Source organism: Methylicorpusculum oleiharenae (assembly GCF_009828925.2).
Classification (GTDB): Bacteria; Pseudomonadota; Gammaproteobacteria; order Methylococcales; family Methylomonadaceae; genus Methylicorpusculum; species Methylicorpusculum oleiharenae.
On record NZ_WUTY02000002.1, the window covers coordinates 84,710 to 100,920 of the forward strand.

Here is a 16,211-nt window from a genome sequence, read left to right on the forward strand (position 1 = left end):
ATCAATATTTCACTGAATTATAACCAAGATACAGTAAATATCCCCCGGCAAAGCCGGGGGCTTTATAAAGTGAACCGCTCAAAGCGGTAAATGGGGACGCTAACGCGGCCCCATATCAATAGCCGCCAATAGGCGGCGACTCATTGCCAAAGGTTCATTTGCTCTATTCACTGGTCTTCCTGTTCTTGATGCCGGATATAGTCCCGTATCACCGTTTCATCCCTGCCTACCGTCGAAACAAAATACCCTCGTGCCCAGAAATGCTGACCCACGAAGTTGCGTTTCTTCTCGCCATAGACCCTCGCCAAATGAATCGCACTCTTACCTTTGATGTAGCCTATTACTTGCGACACCGCGTATTTCGGCGGTATCGAGATCAACATATGTACACGATCCGGCATCAAATGACCTTCCAATATTCGGCTTTCTCTCTGGCTGGCTAAACGCCGAAACACTTCGCCTAAATGCTTTCGCAACGCCTTGTACAAGGTTCGACGGCGGCATTTCGGTATAAACACCACATGATATTTGCACTCCCATTTCGAGTGACTTAAGCTCTCGTTCTCGTCCATCAGGTTCTCCTCTTACGTTTGCTTGGCGGCTCACGCAAGGGAGTGTCCTGGTGGACTCCTCTAAATGTCAAACTTAGCCTGTCTCCCCGGCAGAGCCGGGGGATTTCTCATTATTGGTTAACCCTATGAACTTACGTCATTTTATCTGGACCACGCCTTTATTATCAGATAAAAAAAGAATAGAGTGCCTACCCTTTTTTTGGTTAATGCGTATTAAAGTACTGGTTTTGTCTCCCGACTGGTGCACTATCAAAATCCGTTTGCCACATAGCTGGATTGCAACTAATGTCGGAGGTAGTTTATTTGGCGGATTCCAAGCCTGTCTGGCTGATCCTATTGCAGCAATGGCATGTCAGAAATTATTTCCCAACCATAGGGTTTTGACAAGTTCGTTACAGCTGGATTTTATAGCAAAAGGTCTAAGTGATTTAGAACTCATTTTTCATATGCCTCCGGAAATAGAGCGGCAAATACGCACGGATTTGGCCAAAAAAGGCAGAAGTACTCCGATGTTTGAATACGGTTATTATCAGGAAAATGGTACTTTGTGCACGCTTATTAAGGCAAAAGTGGCTATCCGTCCTATTGCTGACTGCTAAAAAGGTAGGCGTGATGATTGCTTCGTAAATGCGTAATTAATAGAGCCCTCTACTAACACTCGTCAGCGCTTTTAAGTTTTTCAATCTAATCGGATTAGGAATAGACAATTGTCATTATTTCTGTTGATAGTCTGGCTTGGGTCGTTTGCGAACCCTCGACCCGTAACGTAAGCAACCAGGCTTCATAGACGTGTCGTCACATGAGTTTATCTGCTAATGCCCATTTTCGCACGAATCCTTACGGTCACCCTATATGCGTGTTTCATCGGAATCGGATCGGCAAAGCACTGATTTACAACGTGATGCGTTGCTGGCCGCCGGTGTCGATGTTCGGCATCTTTTTGAAGATCGAGCATCAGGGGCCAAGGATGATCGTTCCGGACTGACCAATGCATTGGACTTTGTCCATCCTGGGGATGTGCTGGTCGTGTGGAAATTGGATAGGCTAGGTCGCTCTTTGTCTCACCTGCTTTCGATTATCAACACGCTCAAAGAGAAACAAGTGGCATTTCGTTCGCTCACCGAGGGCATGGATACCACTACGCCATCGGGCGAACTGTTGTTCCATGTCTTTGGCGCTCTCGCCCAATATGAACGTGCTTTGATTAAAGAACGTGTTTTAGCTGGCCTTACCGCTGCCAGAAAACGCGGACGAATTGGCGGACGCCCACCCGCCATTATGGGTGAAAAATTAGAAGCAATTATCGCCGCATTGAATAGCGGTATGTCTAAAGCGGCAGTCTGCCGTAACTTTGGTGTCAAGCGAACCACACTGATCGAAACGTTGGCTCGCATCGGCTGGCCTGCTTCAAATCCAAATCCATAACGGTGCGATGGACAATAGTGGCGATAAGGATCAGTGGGTACTAACACCCGCCGAACGCTCGCTGGTCATGGCCAAGAATCGAGCAAACCGGTTAGGGTTTGCAATTCTGCTAACGTTCTTCCGCGAACGCGGCAGGTTTCCGCGCGATGAATCCGAAATCGAAATCCAAGGCGTAGCCTTACTCAGTCAGCAACTGGAAGTGCCGATTCCAATAGATGGCGAAGCCATTCCTACTGGCCGCACTGCCGAGCGGCTACGCGCTGAAATTCGAGTCCGTTTCGGTTTCCGGGAAGTCACGGTTGCCGATGGGGAAATGCTGACAGCTTGGCTGCGTGATCATGTTGCCGGTGAAGTCGGCGGCGATATAGACCCGATGGTTGCACGATTGGAAGCACGTTGCAAAGAGCTCTCGATTGAACCGCCTACACCTGATCGAATGGATCGTATTGCACGTAGTGCGCTGCATGCGCATGAAGACCTGTTCCACAATGCAGTCTATGAACGTCTTTCGCCCGAACACCGCGAGAATTTGGATGCCTTGTTACGGTCTGAGAAATTCGGTAGCGAGAATAGTGAGCAAGATGATATTACCGGCAGCGCGTCAGCCCTCTTACTGACGCTGCGTAGCAATCCTGGCCGCCCCAGCCTCGCCAGTATGCAGGATGAACTGGCGAAATTAGCGCTCATCAGGAAAATCGGATTGCCAGCTGATTTATTTGATAAGGTTTCACCGCTTGATTTGGAGCGTTGCCGCAAGCGCGTTTCGGTCGAAGTGCCCCGCGACCTGCGTAGACATCCCGATGCCGCACGCATTACTTGGTTGGCCGCATTCGTTTACTTGCGTGCCCGCAGTTTGACCGATGATCTTGTGGACTTGCTGATCGAAACTATCCACCAGATCGGCGCACGCGCTGAGCGCAAAGTCGAACGGGAATTGTTGGAGGACCTTAAGCGTGTTTCCGGCAAACAAAACCTATTGTTCGAACTGGCTGACGCCACGTTGGCCCAGCCAGATGGTGTCGTGCGTGACGTAGTATTTCCCGTGGTCGGAGAACAGACGTTGCGTGATTTGGTAAAAGAGTGGAAAGCGACCGGACCCACTTACCGAATCACACTCCGAACCGTGATCCGTAATTCGTACAAGGGACACTATCGCCGCATGGTGCCTACTTTGCTGGCCGCGCTGGAATTTCGGTGTAACAATGACCTTCACCGTCCGGTGATGGACGCGCTTGAATTGGTAAAACGTTTTGCGGACACCAAAGCTCATACCTTTCCGGTGGATGAAAATGTGCCGCTCGATGGCGTTGTGCGCGGATTATGGCGTGAAGCCGTGATGGATAAGGACGCAGCCGGACGGGATCGCATTAATCGCATCACTTATGAAATTGCGGCGCTGGAAGCGTTACGCGAACGACTGCGCTGTAAGGAAATTTGGGTAGTCGGCGCAAACCGTTACCGCAACCCCGATGAAGACCTACCCACAGATTTTAATGCGAACCGTGAAAACTACTATCAGGCGTTAAATCTGCCGCTCGACGCGGAGCAGTTCATCGCCAACTTGCAGGCCGAAATGCGCGCAGCATTAAACACCTTCGACACTGGCCTGAAAAAGAATCCGTACGTCCGGCTAAGCAACAAAAATAACGGCTGGATCATCTTAACACCGTTGGACGCACAGCCCGAACCGCCAAATCTGGCAACGCTCAAAGCTGAACTGAATGCCTTGTGGCCTATGACAAGTTTGCTTGATGTGGTTAAGGAAACCGATCTGCGGTTGGGTTTTACAGATGTATTGAAAACGCCAACCTCTTATGAAACGATGGATCGCTCGGTGTTGCAACCACGCTTATTATTATGTTTGCACGGTCTTGGCACCAATGCGGGTCTACAACGCATGGCCGGACTCGATTCCGGTACAACGGCAAGAGACTTGGCTTATGTACGTTGCCGTTACATTGGCGTTGACGCTATGCGGCGCGCAATTGCCATTGTCGCCGATGGTACGTTACATGCGCGTAATCCGGCTGTATGGGGTAGCGGCACCACCGCCTGTGCATCCGATTCCAAGCATTTCGGCGCATGGGATCAAAACCTGACTACACAATGGCATGTTCGCTATGGTGGACGCGGCATCATGATTTACTGGCATGTCGAACGCAATTCACTGTGCATCCATTCGCAACTTAAATCGCCGTCCTCTTCGGAAGTGGCATCAATGATCGAAGGCGTTATCCATCATTGCACCGAGATGGAAGTTGACCGTCAATATGTCGATTCTCATGGCCAAAGCACGGTTGCGTTTGCCTTCTGCCGATTATTGGGGTTCCAGTTATTACCCAGACTGAAAGCCATTCACTCACAAAAACTGAGTCGCCCAGATGTTGGCATGGCCGATGCCTATTCAAATCTGCAAGAAATTTTAACGAAACCTATTGATTGGGATTGCGTGCGGCAGCAATACGATCAAATGGTTAAATACACGACGGCTCTACGCCTTCGAACAGCGGAAACCGAAGCCATCTTAAGGCGTTTTACTCGAAAGAACGTTCAGCATCCGACTTACAAAGCATTTGCAGAACTTGGTAAGGCGATTAAGACTATATTTCTTTGCCGCTATTTGCATGACGAATCTTTACGCCGGGAAATCCATGAAGGCCTGAATGTGGTTGAACAATGGAATGGTGCAACTGATTTTGTGTTTTTTGCTCGTCGCGGTGAAATGTCGAGCAATCGCAGGGAAGACCACGAGATTAGCATGCTAGCCCTGCATCTCATTCAAAACTGCATGGTTTACATCAACACGTTAATGATCCAAAAGGTGTTAGCGCAGCCACACTGGCAGGGCAAGATGACAACACGAGACTACGCCGCGTTAACTCCCCTTATTTGGGAGCATATCAACCCCTATGGGCGATTTGACCTTGATATGAATACCCGGCTTGACTTACTGTAATCGAAATGGCGGCTGGTGACACGACTGCTTGTTTTACCCCTGTTTGCAATACGCAGAGCTTCTTGAAGCCGTGTACTTTCCGCAAAAGACTTGCGGGCTCGATCTAAACGATTGGCTAATGTGAGAGCAATTTGCTCGGCTGGCTGATCTTTAAGCTCAACGGCAATGATTTGCGCGAGTCGATTAGCTTCAACAGCAAACGCCTTCAGATCAGCCTGCATGGTGTCGATACGCTCGACTTGAATTTGCCGCATCTTGTCTAACTTTTCGGCGATTTGCTCGATGAGTTCAAGGGCGCCTTCCGCCGTGCCACTATCGGTGTCCGGGGATAACCCCGCTTTGGCGAGCGTTGTTGACCAGGCTTTAGACCAACGGCTTGCCTCCGTTTGCGCCTCCTCAGTGGTTTGCTTTAACGTAGTCGCCAGTGACTGCGCGGCAAGCCATTGCGCCGATAAGGTTTCATGCCGAATTGTAGCGTTGTCGATAGCTTGGATATGCTGTTCTGCCTGAACGCACAGGACAGACAAACGCGCCGTCTCGAGAACAGGAAATCCCGCTTCTTGCAATGCATTGGCGAGATTGAGTCTGGACTCTGCCACTAAGAGGTGAAATGAATCAAATTCATCCTTGGCATCCTGATAGGCAATACCCCCAGACAGCGCCCTCTCCCGCCTAAGCAGCCAGGCCCCCATGCCCTCTAAGTTCATGCCGGCCAAATCCATGCCGACGGCCGCTTGTGCCCATTGGTCATCAAACCGCTGCAGAGCTGCTGCCCATTGTGAACATTGGCCTTCGATCAGCGTTAGACTCTGCTGCTCTCGCTCCAGCAACTGATTCAAGCTCTGGAGCTCGGTGGCTTCTTCGACATCGTCGAGCCGCCTATCGGCCACTTGATCGGCATGGGACATCTTCTCCTCAAACGTGTGTCCCTCACGTTTCAGATCAATCTCACCCGTTTTAATCGCCTCCCACGAGGCATCGCGTTCAGTCCGCGCTTCAATCACCGCCTCCCGTGTCGTCGGCTGATGTAGTGCTTTAAACTGGGCAATTTGCAATTCAACTCGGGCAACCTCGGCAGTTTGATTTTTTAGCCGTACTGATTCCGCTTTTTGGTCAGAAAGCAGGGTTTGCCGCTCTTGCATCAAACGGGTTAGTTTTTCTTGGCTAGGAGGCTGTAGTGCCATTAATTCGGGCAAAGGCTTGCGCCATTGCCCCAAATCCAACAATAAACCGTCCAACGCTGATTTCGCTTTGGTCAGCGTAGTCTGTTGCTTTTGGAGAGCTATTTCGGTGTCACCGCATGATTTGGCGTTTGCTAACGCCGCACGTAGCGCGGGCTTGATCTCGCCAGTTTGCAACTCAGCCAGTTGTGCTGATAGCGATTTGATTTCAGAATCCTTGGCCTTTTCCGCTTGTTCGGCTGACCGTAATGCTTGAAAAATGCCGCCACGGTCGCGGACCAGTTGCCTGAGTTCGCGCCGGACCAGCAGTGTGGGTAGGCGCTGGGCAATTGCGCTTTCAGAGTCTTGGACCCAACCCAGCTGGGCGCAGGCTTGACCAACCGCTTGCCAATGCCCGGCTATTTCCTTTTTTCGATGGGCGATATCGCGTTCATAGGCACTATATTGCAGGCGAAGGTTATCCAGGTTGGTGATGTCGGCAGCCAGTTCAAGGATGGCTTCGTCCACCTCGATGTGTGATAACGCTTCCGTGAGGTTTCCAACCTCGCCATTGCGCAGTTCTAGTCGTTCCAGGGCGATAGCCAGCTCCCGTTCTGCGCTGGCGAGAATGGCCGCGGCCTCTGCCGGTAGCTCTATCACCTCGCCCAGTTCGGCCAGTTTCTGTTCGTTTTCCCTGAGCGTCATCAGAAACGGGGCTAGCCGGCGGATGCGTTCCAGGCTGTTGCGCTGGCTTTGGCGTTGCTGATGCCGTTCGCGCTCATGACTGAGCGCTGCTTGTAGAGATTCGACCTTGCTATTGGCGTCCACCCAGACTTTAGTGCGAACAGTGGCTTCCTTTAACGCGGTGCTCGCCTTGTCGAGCTGATCTGAAGCGATGTAATAGGCCCGCTCATTGGATTTTCGCGGAGCCCACAGCTTATCCGCCTCGGCGACCAGTGCATCGCGGATTTTGCCCAGGCTGGCAACACCGGCTGCCGATTGAAACAAAATTTGCCCCACGTCGTTCTCGGCATTGAGGATGCTATTGCCGCCGTTCACCAAGCGGGTATGGTCAAGGCCGAACATTTGGTCAAAGAAACTTCTATCGGCAGTCCCAAGGAACGGTGTCAACGCGGAATCCGACAAGATGGCATCCAGTGGCGAGCGCAGGGTTTGTTTTTGCGCTTTAGCGCGCTGAAATTCAAGCGTGCCTGCGGCATTGCTAATGTAAGCCCCTAAGCGCAATTCGTTGAGCGGGTGCAGGAAACTATGAACGGAACGCGGCGGGATGCCAAACAACAAATCAACAATGGAGGCTCGCAAGGTGGACTTGCCGGCCTCGTTGGGTCCGACAATCAGATGAAAGTCCTGTTTGGCCGCTGGAAATTCCACCGAGCGGTCAGAGAATTTGCCGTATTTGATTAGGTCCAAGCGGTGGAAGCGCATTGTCTGTTCACTCCACCTTGGCTAAATGAGACAGCAGCCCTGGACGGACTTCGCGAACCAAGTCGACTAACTCGCCTGAGCGGATGGCTTTAAAGTAAGGGACCGTCGTTTGCAACTCCAAGGGCGCTTTGTTGACCAAACCCAGCAGATCATCTTGCAAGCTTTTAAGAAAGTCGGCGTCAGACTCAGCGGTCTGCAACAGGTCCTGTAAATCGGATAGTGCATCGGCACGTGCTTGTAGCGCCTCAACGTCATCCGCCGCCGAAGTGGCCACCCTCACCTTTTCAATCCAAAGTCGCTCTGCCCCCATGGCGACGGCCAAGGCCAAGACTTCGGCGCGCAGTTGCGACTCCAGTCCGAAAAGATCACCGTGCGCGGCTGTTTTGCCGGTGACGGTGACTCTAACAGCCATAGGAATGGTCGCCGGGCTGCTTTCTACCAGTTCATCGAGCGCTTTGCCGACCCTGGACACTACGTCTGATAGCGTCTTACACTCGGTAGCATCGACTTCCAGACTGGCCCAGCGCAAAACATCGACGAACAGGCGCTGAATGTCTTGAATGCCCTGCTCGTCTGCCGTCACCATCACAGCGCCACGCGGTCCGGTCTCTCGAATATGCCGGCCTTGGAGGTTGCCTGGAAAAACTACGGTCGAGGCACCTTTCCATAGCTGATGTTCATGTACATGACCCAATGCCCAATAGTGATAGCCCTTGGCATGCAATTCATCCAAACTGCACGGGGCATAGCTGGCATGCGCCGCATTACCCTCAAGCGCGGTATGCAGCACACCAATATTGAACAGGCCGGGCACTGGTGCCGGATACCCTGTAACGAGGTTTTCTAAAGTCTCTTTTTCCTTAAAGCTCCGGCCATGCAGGGCAACCTTGAGGTTATCCAGACGAAACGTGTTGGGTTTGCGGGTGTCGAAAGCCAAGACGTTGTCAGGCAGTTGCAGTTTCTTGGTCATTTCACTTTCGGCATCGTGGTTGCCGAACAGCAGAAACACCGGAATGCCGGCTTTTCTCAGGCGCCCCATTTCTTTACAGAAATAAATGCCGGTGTTGTGATCCTTCCAGGTGCCATCGTAGAGGTCTCCGGCAATCACCATGAAGTCAACCGCTTGCTCAATCGCTTCGGTAACCAGATTGGTAAAGGCATCGCGCGTCGCCGTGCGCAGTATTTCCACCGGAGCGTCAGGGTAGGCACTCAATCCGGTCAACGGACTATCCAAGTGTATGTCTGCGGCATGTATGAATTTCACTTTTTCCTTTATTTGGTGGGTAGACCAGAAAGATTCCTAACTGATTGGAAGTTGTTGAAACTTGCATGCCTTCAGAAAGACATCGCCTGCGTATTTAGGCACGGGGTTTTCCTACAACTAAACTCTTGCTCCCACTGAGCCTAACTGTGAAGTTTTCCCTCTATCGCCCACTAGGAAAAGTCTTGATCTTGCTCGCGACAGAGCTACGTATATAAGCTCCTTATTGGCTTCTATATCTATCTGATCTCCAATCCAAAACAAAACGATAGCGCTCTCAAGTCCTTTAAATCTTTTCACCGTATCAACTAAGATGGTTTTGGGTTGCCATAGGGATTCAAAGCTCCAATTGGTGCCGCTTGGACAACCAGCATTTTGCAATGCTTGATAATAATGATCCTTTTGAATGGCCAGAACCAAAATAACCACATCATGAAGAGCCACTTGCTCATTTGTGATTAATTCAGAGACCTTATCTTTGATTAGTTTTGCTTGTTTATTCAATCCACTGGCTTCTAATACCTCATGGGGAGCCCCTTCGATATCAGGTGGATCAACTTCATCGCCAATATAATACTGATAAGCTAACTCGTGTATATTTTTGGTATTGCGGCAGTTTTCAATTAGCAATAATGGCGGGTCCTGAATAGGAAATGTTGATGCATTCCGATAGACGGCTTGGTTAGGGTCAAAAAATATATAAAGATAAGCATCTTCCTCATCGTCCAGTAACAATTCAATCGGCAGCCAATATTCGTCGCCAAAGTCTTGTCCTTCATCTACTACGATTGCCTGGTATCGAAATTTGTCCAGCTCGGTCGATCTGGAAAGCGCATAGGGCATTTGTAGATCAAATAATGAACTTCCCGGATAAGCTTGTTTGGCTTCTTCAAGCAAATATTGGCCTGTAACTTTGATTCGCCAATCACACAGTTGATGAAAGGATAAGGCATGCAAATTTTCCAGACCTTGTGTTTCCCATTTCAAAAAATCAGCAAGTGCTCTGTTGTAGCAGACCAGAAGTGTTTTTATACCTTGTGAAGCCAGTAATTTTGCATGCTGTAAGGCAAGGAGAGTTTTCCCGGTTCCAGCACCGCCGGAAACAGCAGCCCGCTTTCTATAACGAAAACTACGCAAAACTCTTGCCTGACGCTCAGTTAGTTCAATTTGGCGTCGGAACTCTTGATCAATGGTTAGTGCTAACGGCACGTCAACTCTGATGCTGTGACAATAAAGAGACTCGATAATCCGCATTCCCCTCTGTCCCAAAGGTTGTGCTTGATAGCTCCCTTTGCTCCAGAACTCAAATACTTTGCTTACCCAAGCAGATGTATCATTGAGTACAGCCAGGCTACCGATTATTTCAATCGGTCTTTCGGGAGAAATCAGTGCATTAATATCAGGCAGATCAGGAAATACTGCTGCATGCCCTATCGTTATGCGCGGCATTCCGGTTATGCCCCATCCTTTTTCAGCTTTGAGATTTCTAAGAATTTCATGTTTAGCGTTTTTTGCTTGACGAAACGGATCTTTAATCGAATGCAGATTTTTATAACGATCTATCGACCACCACTGGCGATCAATGGCATCAAATTTGATCCCACCGCCTTTAACCTCAATGACCAAAATCCCTCGGTTTGGATCAAAAATAACGAAATCAGCTTCCGCGTCTTTGGGGCTATCATTTGCGGAATTGACAACTAATTCTAGAGAATGTACGACAAGTACATCGCCCTTAAGGCCATCTCGAAGTGAACAATAAACTGAACGTTCTGCCGCAGAAGGTACCAAGCTTAAGGCCGTCTCATTAAGTTCAGGAATCATTCGAGCCATTGCTTATAATCTCCGCCAGCTTGGATTCCAGGAAACTGTAGCAACCGAGTCGTCTGCTAATTTAATTTTGACTTTCCATAATAAGCCGCGCTGGATGGCTTCTAAAATCGTAACAATTGAATTATCCCGCTCATACTGCGCGCCAACCTCTGGTTTGCTGTTTGGTTGTGCTTTTAGAACATGGAAGGGATCGGAATGAAAGTCTCTCCAACCAGCATCAAATCGAAATTCCGTAGCTTGATGGAAAGGATTTTGGATTGTAGTCACAACTGACCGTGCTCCATCCCTAGCGTGTTCAACAATATAAAGCCACCAATTCTGACCCAATTTAATTGCTGTGTCGTATTGAGCGCGAGTAACACCCACACCTCTTGCCCCCCAAGCACCATCAATACTCTTGACTTCTATATAACGAGGTCCTTCTGAGCTTTCAGATACGATATCGTAACCCTCGTTATTGATAGGCATTTTCTTGGGAGTACGACCGGCTTTCGTTTCCCAATTCATTACGATAGATTCACCTGCGTCACCAATATCCTTGGCCGTGGATCCAGTTGGTTCAGTATCATAATCGCTTTGCTCTTTTTCATGCACATAACTGCGAAGGCGAGCTTGATTGGACCTATTCGATTCCTTATTTAACCCTTCCATCCAGGAAGTGCTGCTGCCATGCCCTGGTTCAATTGGCGGGGAGTTCTGGTCAGAGGATTGATATTCGGAAAAATCCGAAGTCCCTCCTCGGGTACTTGAGCTTGTAGATTTAGACCTGGCTCTGAATTTTCTATAAGCGCTACGACTAAATTGTGGCAAGGTATGGCGATGTAGTACCGGAACTGGCTCGGATTCATTTTCGACCATATCTTCCATCCGAGAACCATAATTTTCACCAACAAAAATATTCAAGACGTCACTATTATCATGCTGAATATTTTGATCAACCGAAGTGGTATCTTTTTCGTATGATGCTTCGTCAAATTCATTGTCGCCTAAATCCAGTGATTGGCCGGTTGGAATTATTGCTACTTCGTCTTCGTCCAAAACTCTGGACATGTCTTCAGGCTCTTTCTCAAGAATTCGACTTAATCGTAGCTGATCAGAAAGCTGGCAAAGATCGCAAATAGTTCTGACTAATTCATCCAACATACGGCGGCGAGATTTACGATCTTTTAGCCACAGCCTAGAATAATTAGTTTCATTCTCCAAAAAACTTGAGGCATCAGAAATTTCGAAAGCGACAATTTCCTCTCCAGCTATGTCGATAACACTTTCTATTTGAATGGTTGATGTAATGCAAATTACAAGTTTTTTTGGGCTGTCTAATATTGGGTTATTTACAACCTCCATTGGATCTGCGTCATTTTTCGCTAAAGCTTCTTCATATGCTATACGAATTAGACATTCCCGAAACTCTCTGGATCTAATTCGATATTGAATTTTTTTTGCAATGTCCTGATTCTCGATAAGTTTTGGTGATACTGCTAACTTATCCTGAAGTTCAGCATGTAGGGATCGTGCTCCAGAATACCTGCCAACATCAATTGCATCATTATTGTCCTCAATCAATGGCAAGGCGGTTTTGCAATCGACCTTTTTCAATCTCGAATCGTCCGGAATTAAAGAGGATGAGGCATTCTGCAATTTTCCTGATGCAAGAGGTACTAAAATATCGTTTCGTTCAAGCCATTCAGGTGGCGCTGAACGCAACTGTCTAATTACACGTCGCGCCTGATTTAGAGCATCTGGGGTTAAGACATCATACTCAGAGGCTTCCGCTAAATCGATCAGCATTTGGCGCCAATCATCAAGTTCTGGAGTTTGACGAACTCCTAGACGTTCCAAGCCAAGTCGCAGTGCTTGATCATTATTGGGGAATTCATCCTTTAAAGCAGCTGCCCAAGTTGTCGCAAAGGGTAAATGAAAAAAACTTCGGGTGGGTAGCCACCAATTATCAGCTATAAGAATACAGCGCTGTGGAGATAATTCTGATATAGCCTCTGAGTTTGCTTTGTTTAACGCCCAAGGAATATCAGACTGCCGACCAATAAATCTGTATACATCAAAAGCACAACGGCGGACCATATCAAGTTCAGCTTCGGTAGTCGGATTTGGTAAATTCCGGACTATGGCAAAATGCTCCATTACATCAATAATCGTTATATCAGTTTTAAGTCCTAATGCTTCCGTCATTTCTTCTCTAAATTCCTGGCTGTCTAATACTGGATATTTAGATGACGCGATATTTCCAAGCCGAGAGGGTACTATTTGGTCTGGCCTCCAAAGCGAGTCCTGCCAGCCTGAATAATAAGCAGCATATTTGGCAAATTCGGCAGGTACAGCGGGTAACCAATCAATTTCTGATAACGTTTGCGCAAAGGTTTTGTATTCATTACATTTTATATCGGCTAATTGATCCCAGTTATCGCTGATATGAGCTATCAGGTTTTTAAGTGGAGTACGAATCGCCGCAACCCCTTGTTCATGGGATATGTCGACTAAAGTTCGTATTTCATTGAGCAAATCAGATGCTAATGGCTTCCAAGGAAGTCTAAAATCGTCAAAAAATTTATTCCACAGATCTTGATCGGATGAAAAAAACTGTTTGTCAGGAATTCGAACGCGATTACCGAAAAGTTTTTTGGGTTCACTCGCATTAGGGCGATAAACTTTAGATGGCGCGCCATTGCCTCCACCGCTAATAGGCAAAATCGGGGAATTACGAATCAACTGATGAAGTCGTTCACGATCGGTTTGTTCTAGGTCTCTGGCAATAAGCTGATATTCGTCACGAAGCCAAACAAGCAGACAATGGCGTTTTTCATTAGTGATATTCGATGAAAAAGTCGGCAATAAGGCGTTTTCAACAAACGTGCTCCCATTAAGAATATTCATGCCAAGGTTTGAGAATATCAAACGCCATTGATCATTCTCACCAGTATCTAAAAGTTGATACTCCCCTTCAAAACCTGTTGGCGGATGGAATGAACCCGGTATGTAAGCATTGGGTTCTTCGGCATTTATCCTTTGACCACTGGTAGTAGGCAAAAATCTTAATTGCCGTAGAAAAGGGAGGCGACTGTCATCAGATTTTATCCAGTTTCTATCTGATGCGAGAAAGTCTAGTAAGGGAAACAGCACATTCTCTCTGTCGTCTAAAGCACTATCGTCAAAAGCTTCGTTCTCAGCGTAATCTTTGAGATTGTAAGCAATATCGTTAGGGGTTAGTTGCCATACAAATCCGCTATGCTTCGATGCAAACCGATCTATTATTTGTACCAGCTCAAATGAGCCTTCAAGCAATGGAATTTTAAGGGTAGTCAAAGCATTGAGTAGACGCTTATCCTCAACTTTATGCGTTATAAGCGGCGTCTCAATTAATCCCATTTCTCGAAAACTCCCGAACTGATCGGGAACTACTTTCAATGCTTTGATTTTATCGGCATTAACTTTAATAACATCTGGGCTTTGTCGTTCAAGATAATCAAAAAATGCACATAACCATGAGTTATCGGGATTCCCCTTATCTAATATTTCAGGAACCCAGTCTAGAAAGTTATCAAGATCAAATGTTACAGCTTTAATTTTATCGAAGGCTTTTGAAATGCTAATTGCAGCTTGATATTCAGCGTCAAACAATCGTTCTGGACTCGCCTGTAGCAATGATCGAATATGTTCGGATTCGTCATCTATAAAAATAACTCCGCAGGCTGTGTATGTATGCAGCAAGCCATCACTGAGTATTGCAAGGGGTAAGTTGGCTAAAGAATTAAAATTTCCACCTGAACAAAATTTCGCTAACGAATAAATCCACTTTTTATTTCTGAGCATTTGCTTTGGAGCGTCGTCTAGCTCGCAGGCAATGTCCACCGCACTGTCAACGTCTAATAAATAGTCACGTAACAATGCAGGCGTTAAACTTGATATTGATTGGTCTGCTTCATCAAAACCTTGTTTTACAAAGTCATTCAAAGGGGGAATACAGATTGACCAACCCTCCGCTATAAATGGCTCTATTAGTTGACTGTGCCACGATTGCGACAAATCGAGCACACCGTCGTTTAGTCCGTACCAATGATAGCCGTCAGAATTAATCCCTCTAATTAGAGGCAATGAAGCGGCAACCCGATAAAATCCCAGAATAAGCGCTTGATTTATATCGTCTGGAAGTTCTTCTGTTGGCCAAAGCTTATACGGCTCAACATTATGCTCTGCATCTCCTGCTACCTGAACCATCAACATCGCCCATGCTTTAGCAACTGCATGTTCCGTTAATGATTTGTTCCATTCATAACGGTCATGGTTTGACCCGCCTACTTCCGCAGATCGAGTTATACCCCGCCGATTGGAGCTCAGATCAAACCAGCCATGCAACCAAATCGGCCAATCGACCTTCTCAGGCAATGGGAGAAAACACGCTAAACCACCGGAAACTGCATTTGCTCTGGTTCCACTCAGCATCGTTGCCGCCCCTGCCCATGGAATAGCTTTTTCCCGATGCCTGCAAACTTTAAGTGCATCCTCCAACAATTGATCGTTTGGGCCGCGAAATAATCCAGAGGTAACAGCCCACGTTTCATTATGTGCTATCCCGTCAGTACCCAACAAAGAAAAGGAATGATTGTATTGAACAACTGGTAACTCTTCGTCTGATGCCAACCATTTTTTGAGCAAATCCTCAGGCCTTCCATCCACTATATTTCTGAGAATGGAACGATTTTTTTCAACCTCTGACTCGTTTATGGTGGACAGTTGATATTTAAGCTGCTCGGCGCCGTCCTCGCCTATCTCCAAGACTTCAAGCGTATTGACCGACCGTAAGAAAATAATTAATGGTGGACCGACTTGGTTGAGTTCTTCCAAAATTGAGATGAAATCTTCGTAGGTAAAAGGTTCATCACAAATCTCGCTAATAACAGCATCCCCGCTTGTACGTAAAGGAAGCCGAAAAGCCGTTCCAGACAAATACCCATCGCCGGGCTTTAATCCCACCGGAGCAAAGGTTTCTAGCCAATTTGGGAAATATTCTTGTGCGACAGGTACTGACCAAGCTCGAGCATTTTTTCCCTTTGGAAATATACGTTGATGGGGATCGAACCAGGCGATTTTATCGGCAGTTAACAGGCTAGGATGATCGGAAACACTATAACAAGTATTGAATCCCAGACCGAACCGGCCAGTACGATTCGAATCACTGACTTTTCCACCATTCCCTATGTTTTGTATTCGCTGAAAATCGGCATCGGTGAATATTTGATCGTTGAAAAATAGGAGAGAGGGCGTTAAAGCCACCGCCATTGCTGTATTTTCCAAAGCGCCTTTATGCAGGCGGTGATCATAGATGATCCGCAACTTCGATGCGCCGGCGTCGTCTGCATTTTGCAGAAACTCTTTAAAAAGACCTAAACCCTTTGGGTAATTTCTTACTAAATCTCTAAGGCGATCAGTGATACGTTCAATTTGATCAAAATCAATTTCTGGGGGGCTATGATTTATATTCACTGCTTAATATAAGATGTTGAATTCCAGCGTTACAGAAACGTACCGCTGGGTTTCAGACCCCA

Annotated in this window: 8 protein-coding genes; 3 read left to right on the forward strand and 5 right to left on the reverse strand. The window is 47.5% G+C overall.

Translation table 11 applies throughout. From position 1 onward, the window contains the following. Nucleotides 1-167: 167 nt before the first annotated feature. Complete coding sequence (gene tnpA / locus GO003_RS23750) at nucleotides 168-572, reverse strand: IS200/IS605 family transposase (protein WP_159654095.1); 405 nt, start codon at nucleotides 570-572, stop codon at nucleotides 168-170. 125 nt (nucleotides 573-697) lie between these two features. Here tnpA and GO003_RS23755 point away from each other — a divergent pair, with 125 nt between their 5' ends. The 3 genes from GO003_RS23755 (at nucleotide 698) to GO003_RS23765 (ending at nucleotide 4,953) form a co-directional block, all read left to right on the forward strand. After that, nucleotides 698-1,171: a PaaI family thioesterase gene (locus GO003_RS23755; RefSeq protein WP_159654093.1), complete on the forward strand. Its 474-nt coding sequence runs from the start codon at nucleotides 698-700 to the stop codon at nucleotides 1,169-1,171. A gap of 253 nt (nucleotides 1,172-1,424) precedes the next feature. After that, the gene (locus GO003_RS23760; protein WP_159654091.1) at nucleotides 1,425-1,997 is read left to right on the forward strand and encodes a recombinase family protein; all 573 of its coding nucleotides are present in this window, start codon (nucleotides 1,425-1,427) and stop codon (nucleotides 1,995-1,997) included. A 7-nt stretch (nucleotides 1,998-2,004) separates the two neighbouring features. Further along, the gene (locus GO003_RS23765; protein ID WP_159654089.1) at nucleotides 2,005-4,953 is read left to right on the forward strand and encodes a Tn3 family transposase; all 2,949 of its coding nucleotides are present in this window, start codon (nucleotides 2,005-2,007) and stop codon (nucleotides 4,951-4,953) included. On the opposite strand, the gene GO003_RS23770 is transcribed toward GO003_RS23765, so the two are convergent. The 4 genes from GO003_RS23770 to GO003_RS23785 all read right to left on the reverse strand — a co-directional run bounded on the left by GO003_RS23770 (nucleotide 4,905) and on the right by GO003_RS23785 (nucleotide 16,149). Further along, nucleotides 4,905-7,559, reverse strand: coding sequence for an AAA family ATPase (locus GO003_RS23770; RefSeq protein WP_159654087.1), 2,655 nt, complete (start codon nucleotides 7,557-7,559; stop codon nucleotides 4,905-4,907). The two genes, GO003_RS23765 and GO003_RS23770, sit on opposite strands and share 49 nt — an antisense overlap. Before the next feature lie 7 nt (nucleotides 7,560-7,566). After that, the gene (locus GO003_RS23775) at nucleotides 7,567-8,823 is read right to left on the reverse strand and encodes a metallophosphoesterase family protein (protein WP_159654085.1); all 1,257 of its coding nucleotides are present in this window, start codon (nucleotides 8,821-8,823) and stop codon (nucleotides 7,567-7,569) included. Between the two features lie 117 nt (nucleotides 8,824-8,940). After that, nucleotides 8,941-10,644, reverse strand: coding sequence for an AAA family ATPase (locus GO003_RS23780; RefSeq protein WP_231089256.1), 1,704 nt, complete (start codon nucleotides 10,642-10,644; stop codon nucleotides 8,941-8,943). Between the two features lie 12 nt (nucleotides 10,645-10,656). Then, a complete protein-coding gene (locus GO003_RS23785) occupies nucleotides 10,657-16,149 on the reverse strand; it encodes a DUF3883 domain-containing protein (protein ID WP_231089257.1) in 5,493 nt (1,830 codons plus the stop codon). Nucleotides 16,150-16,211: the final 62 nt, after the last annotated feature.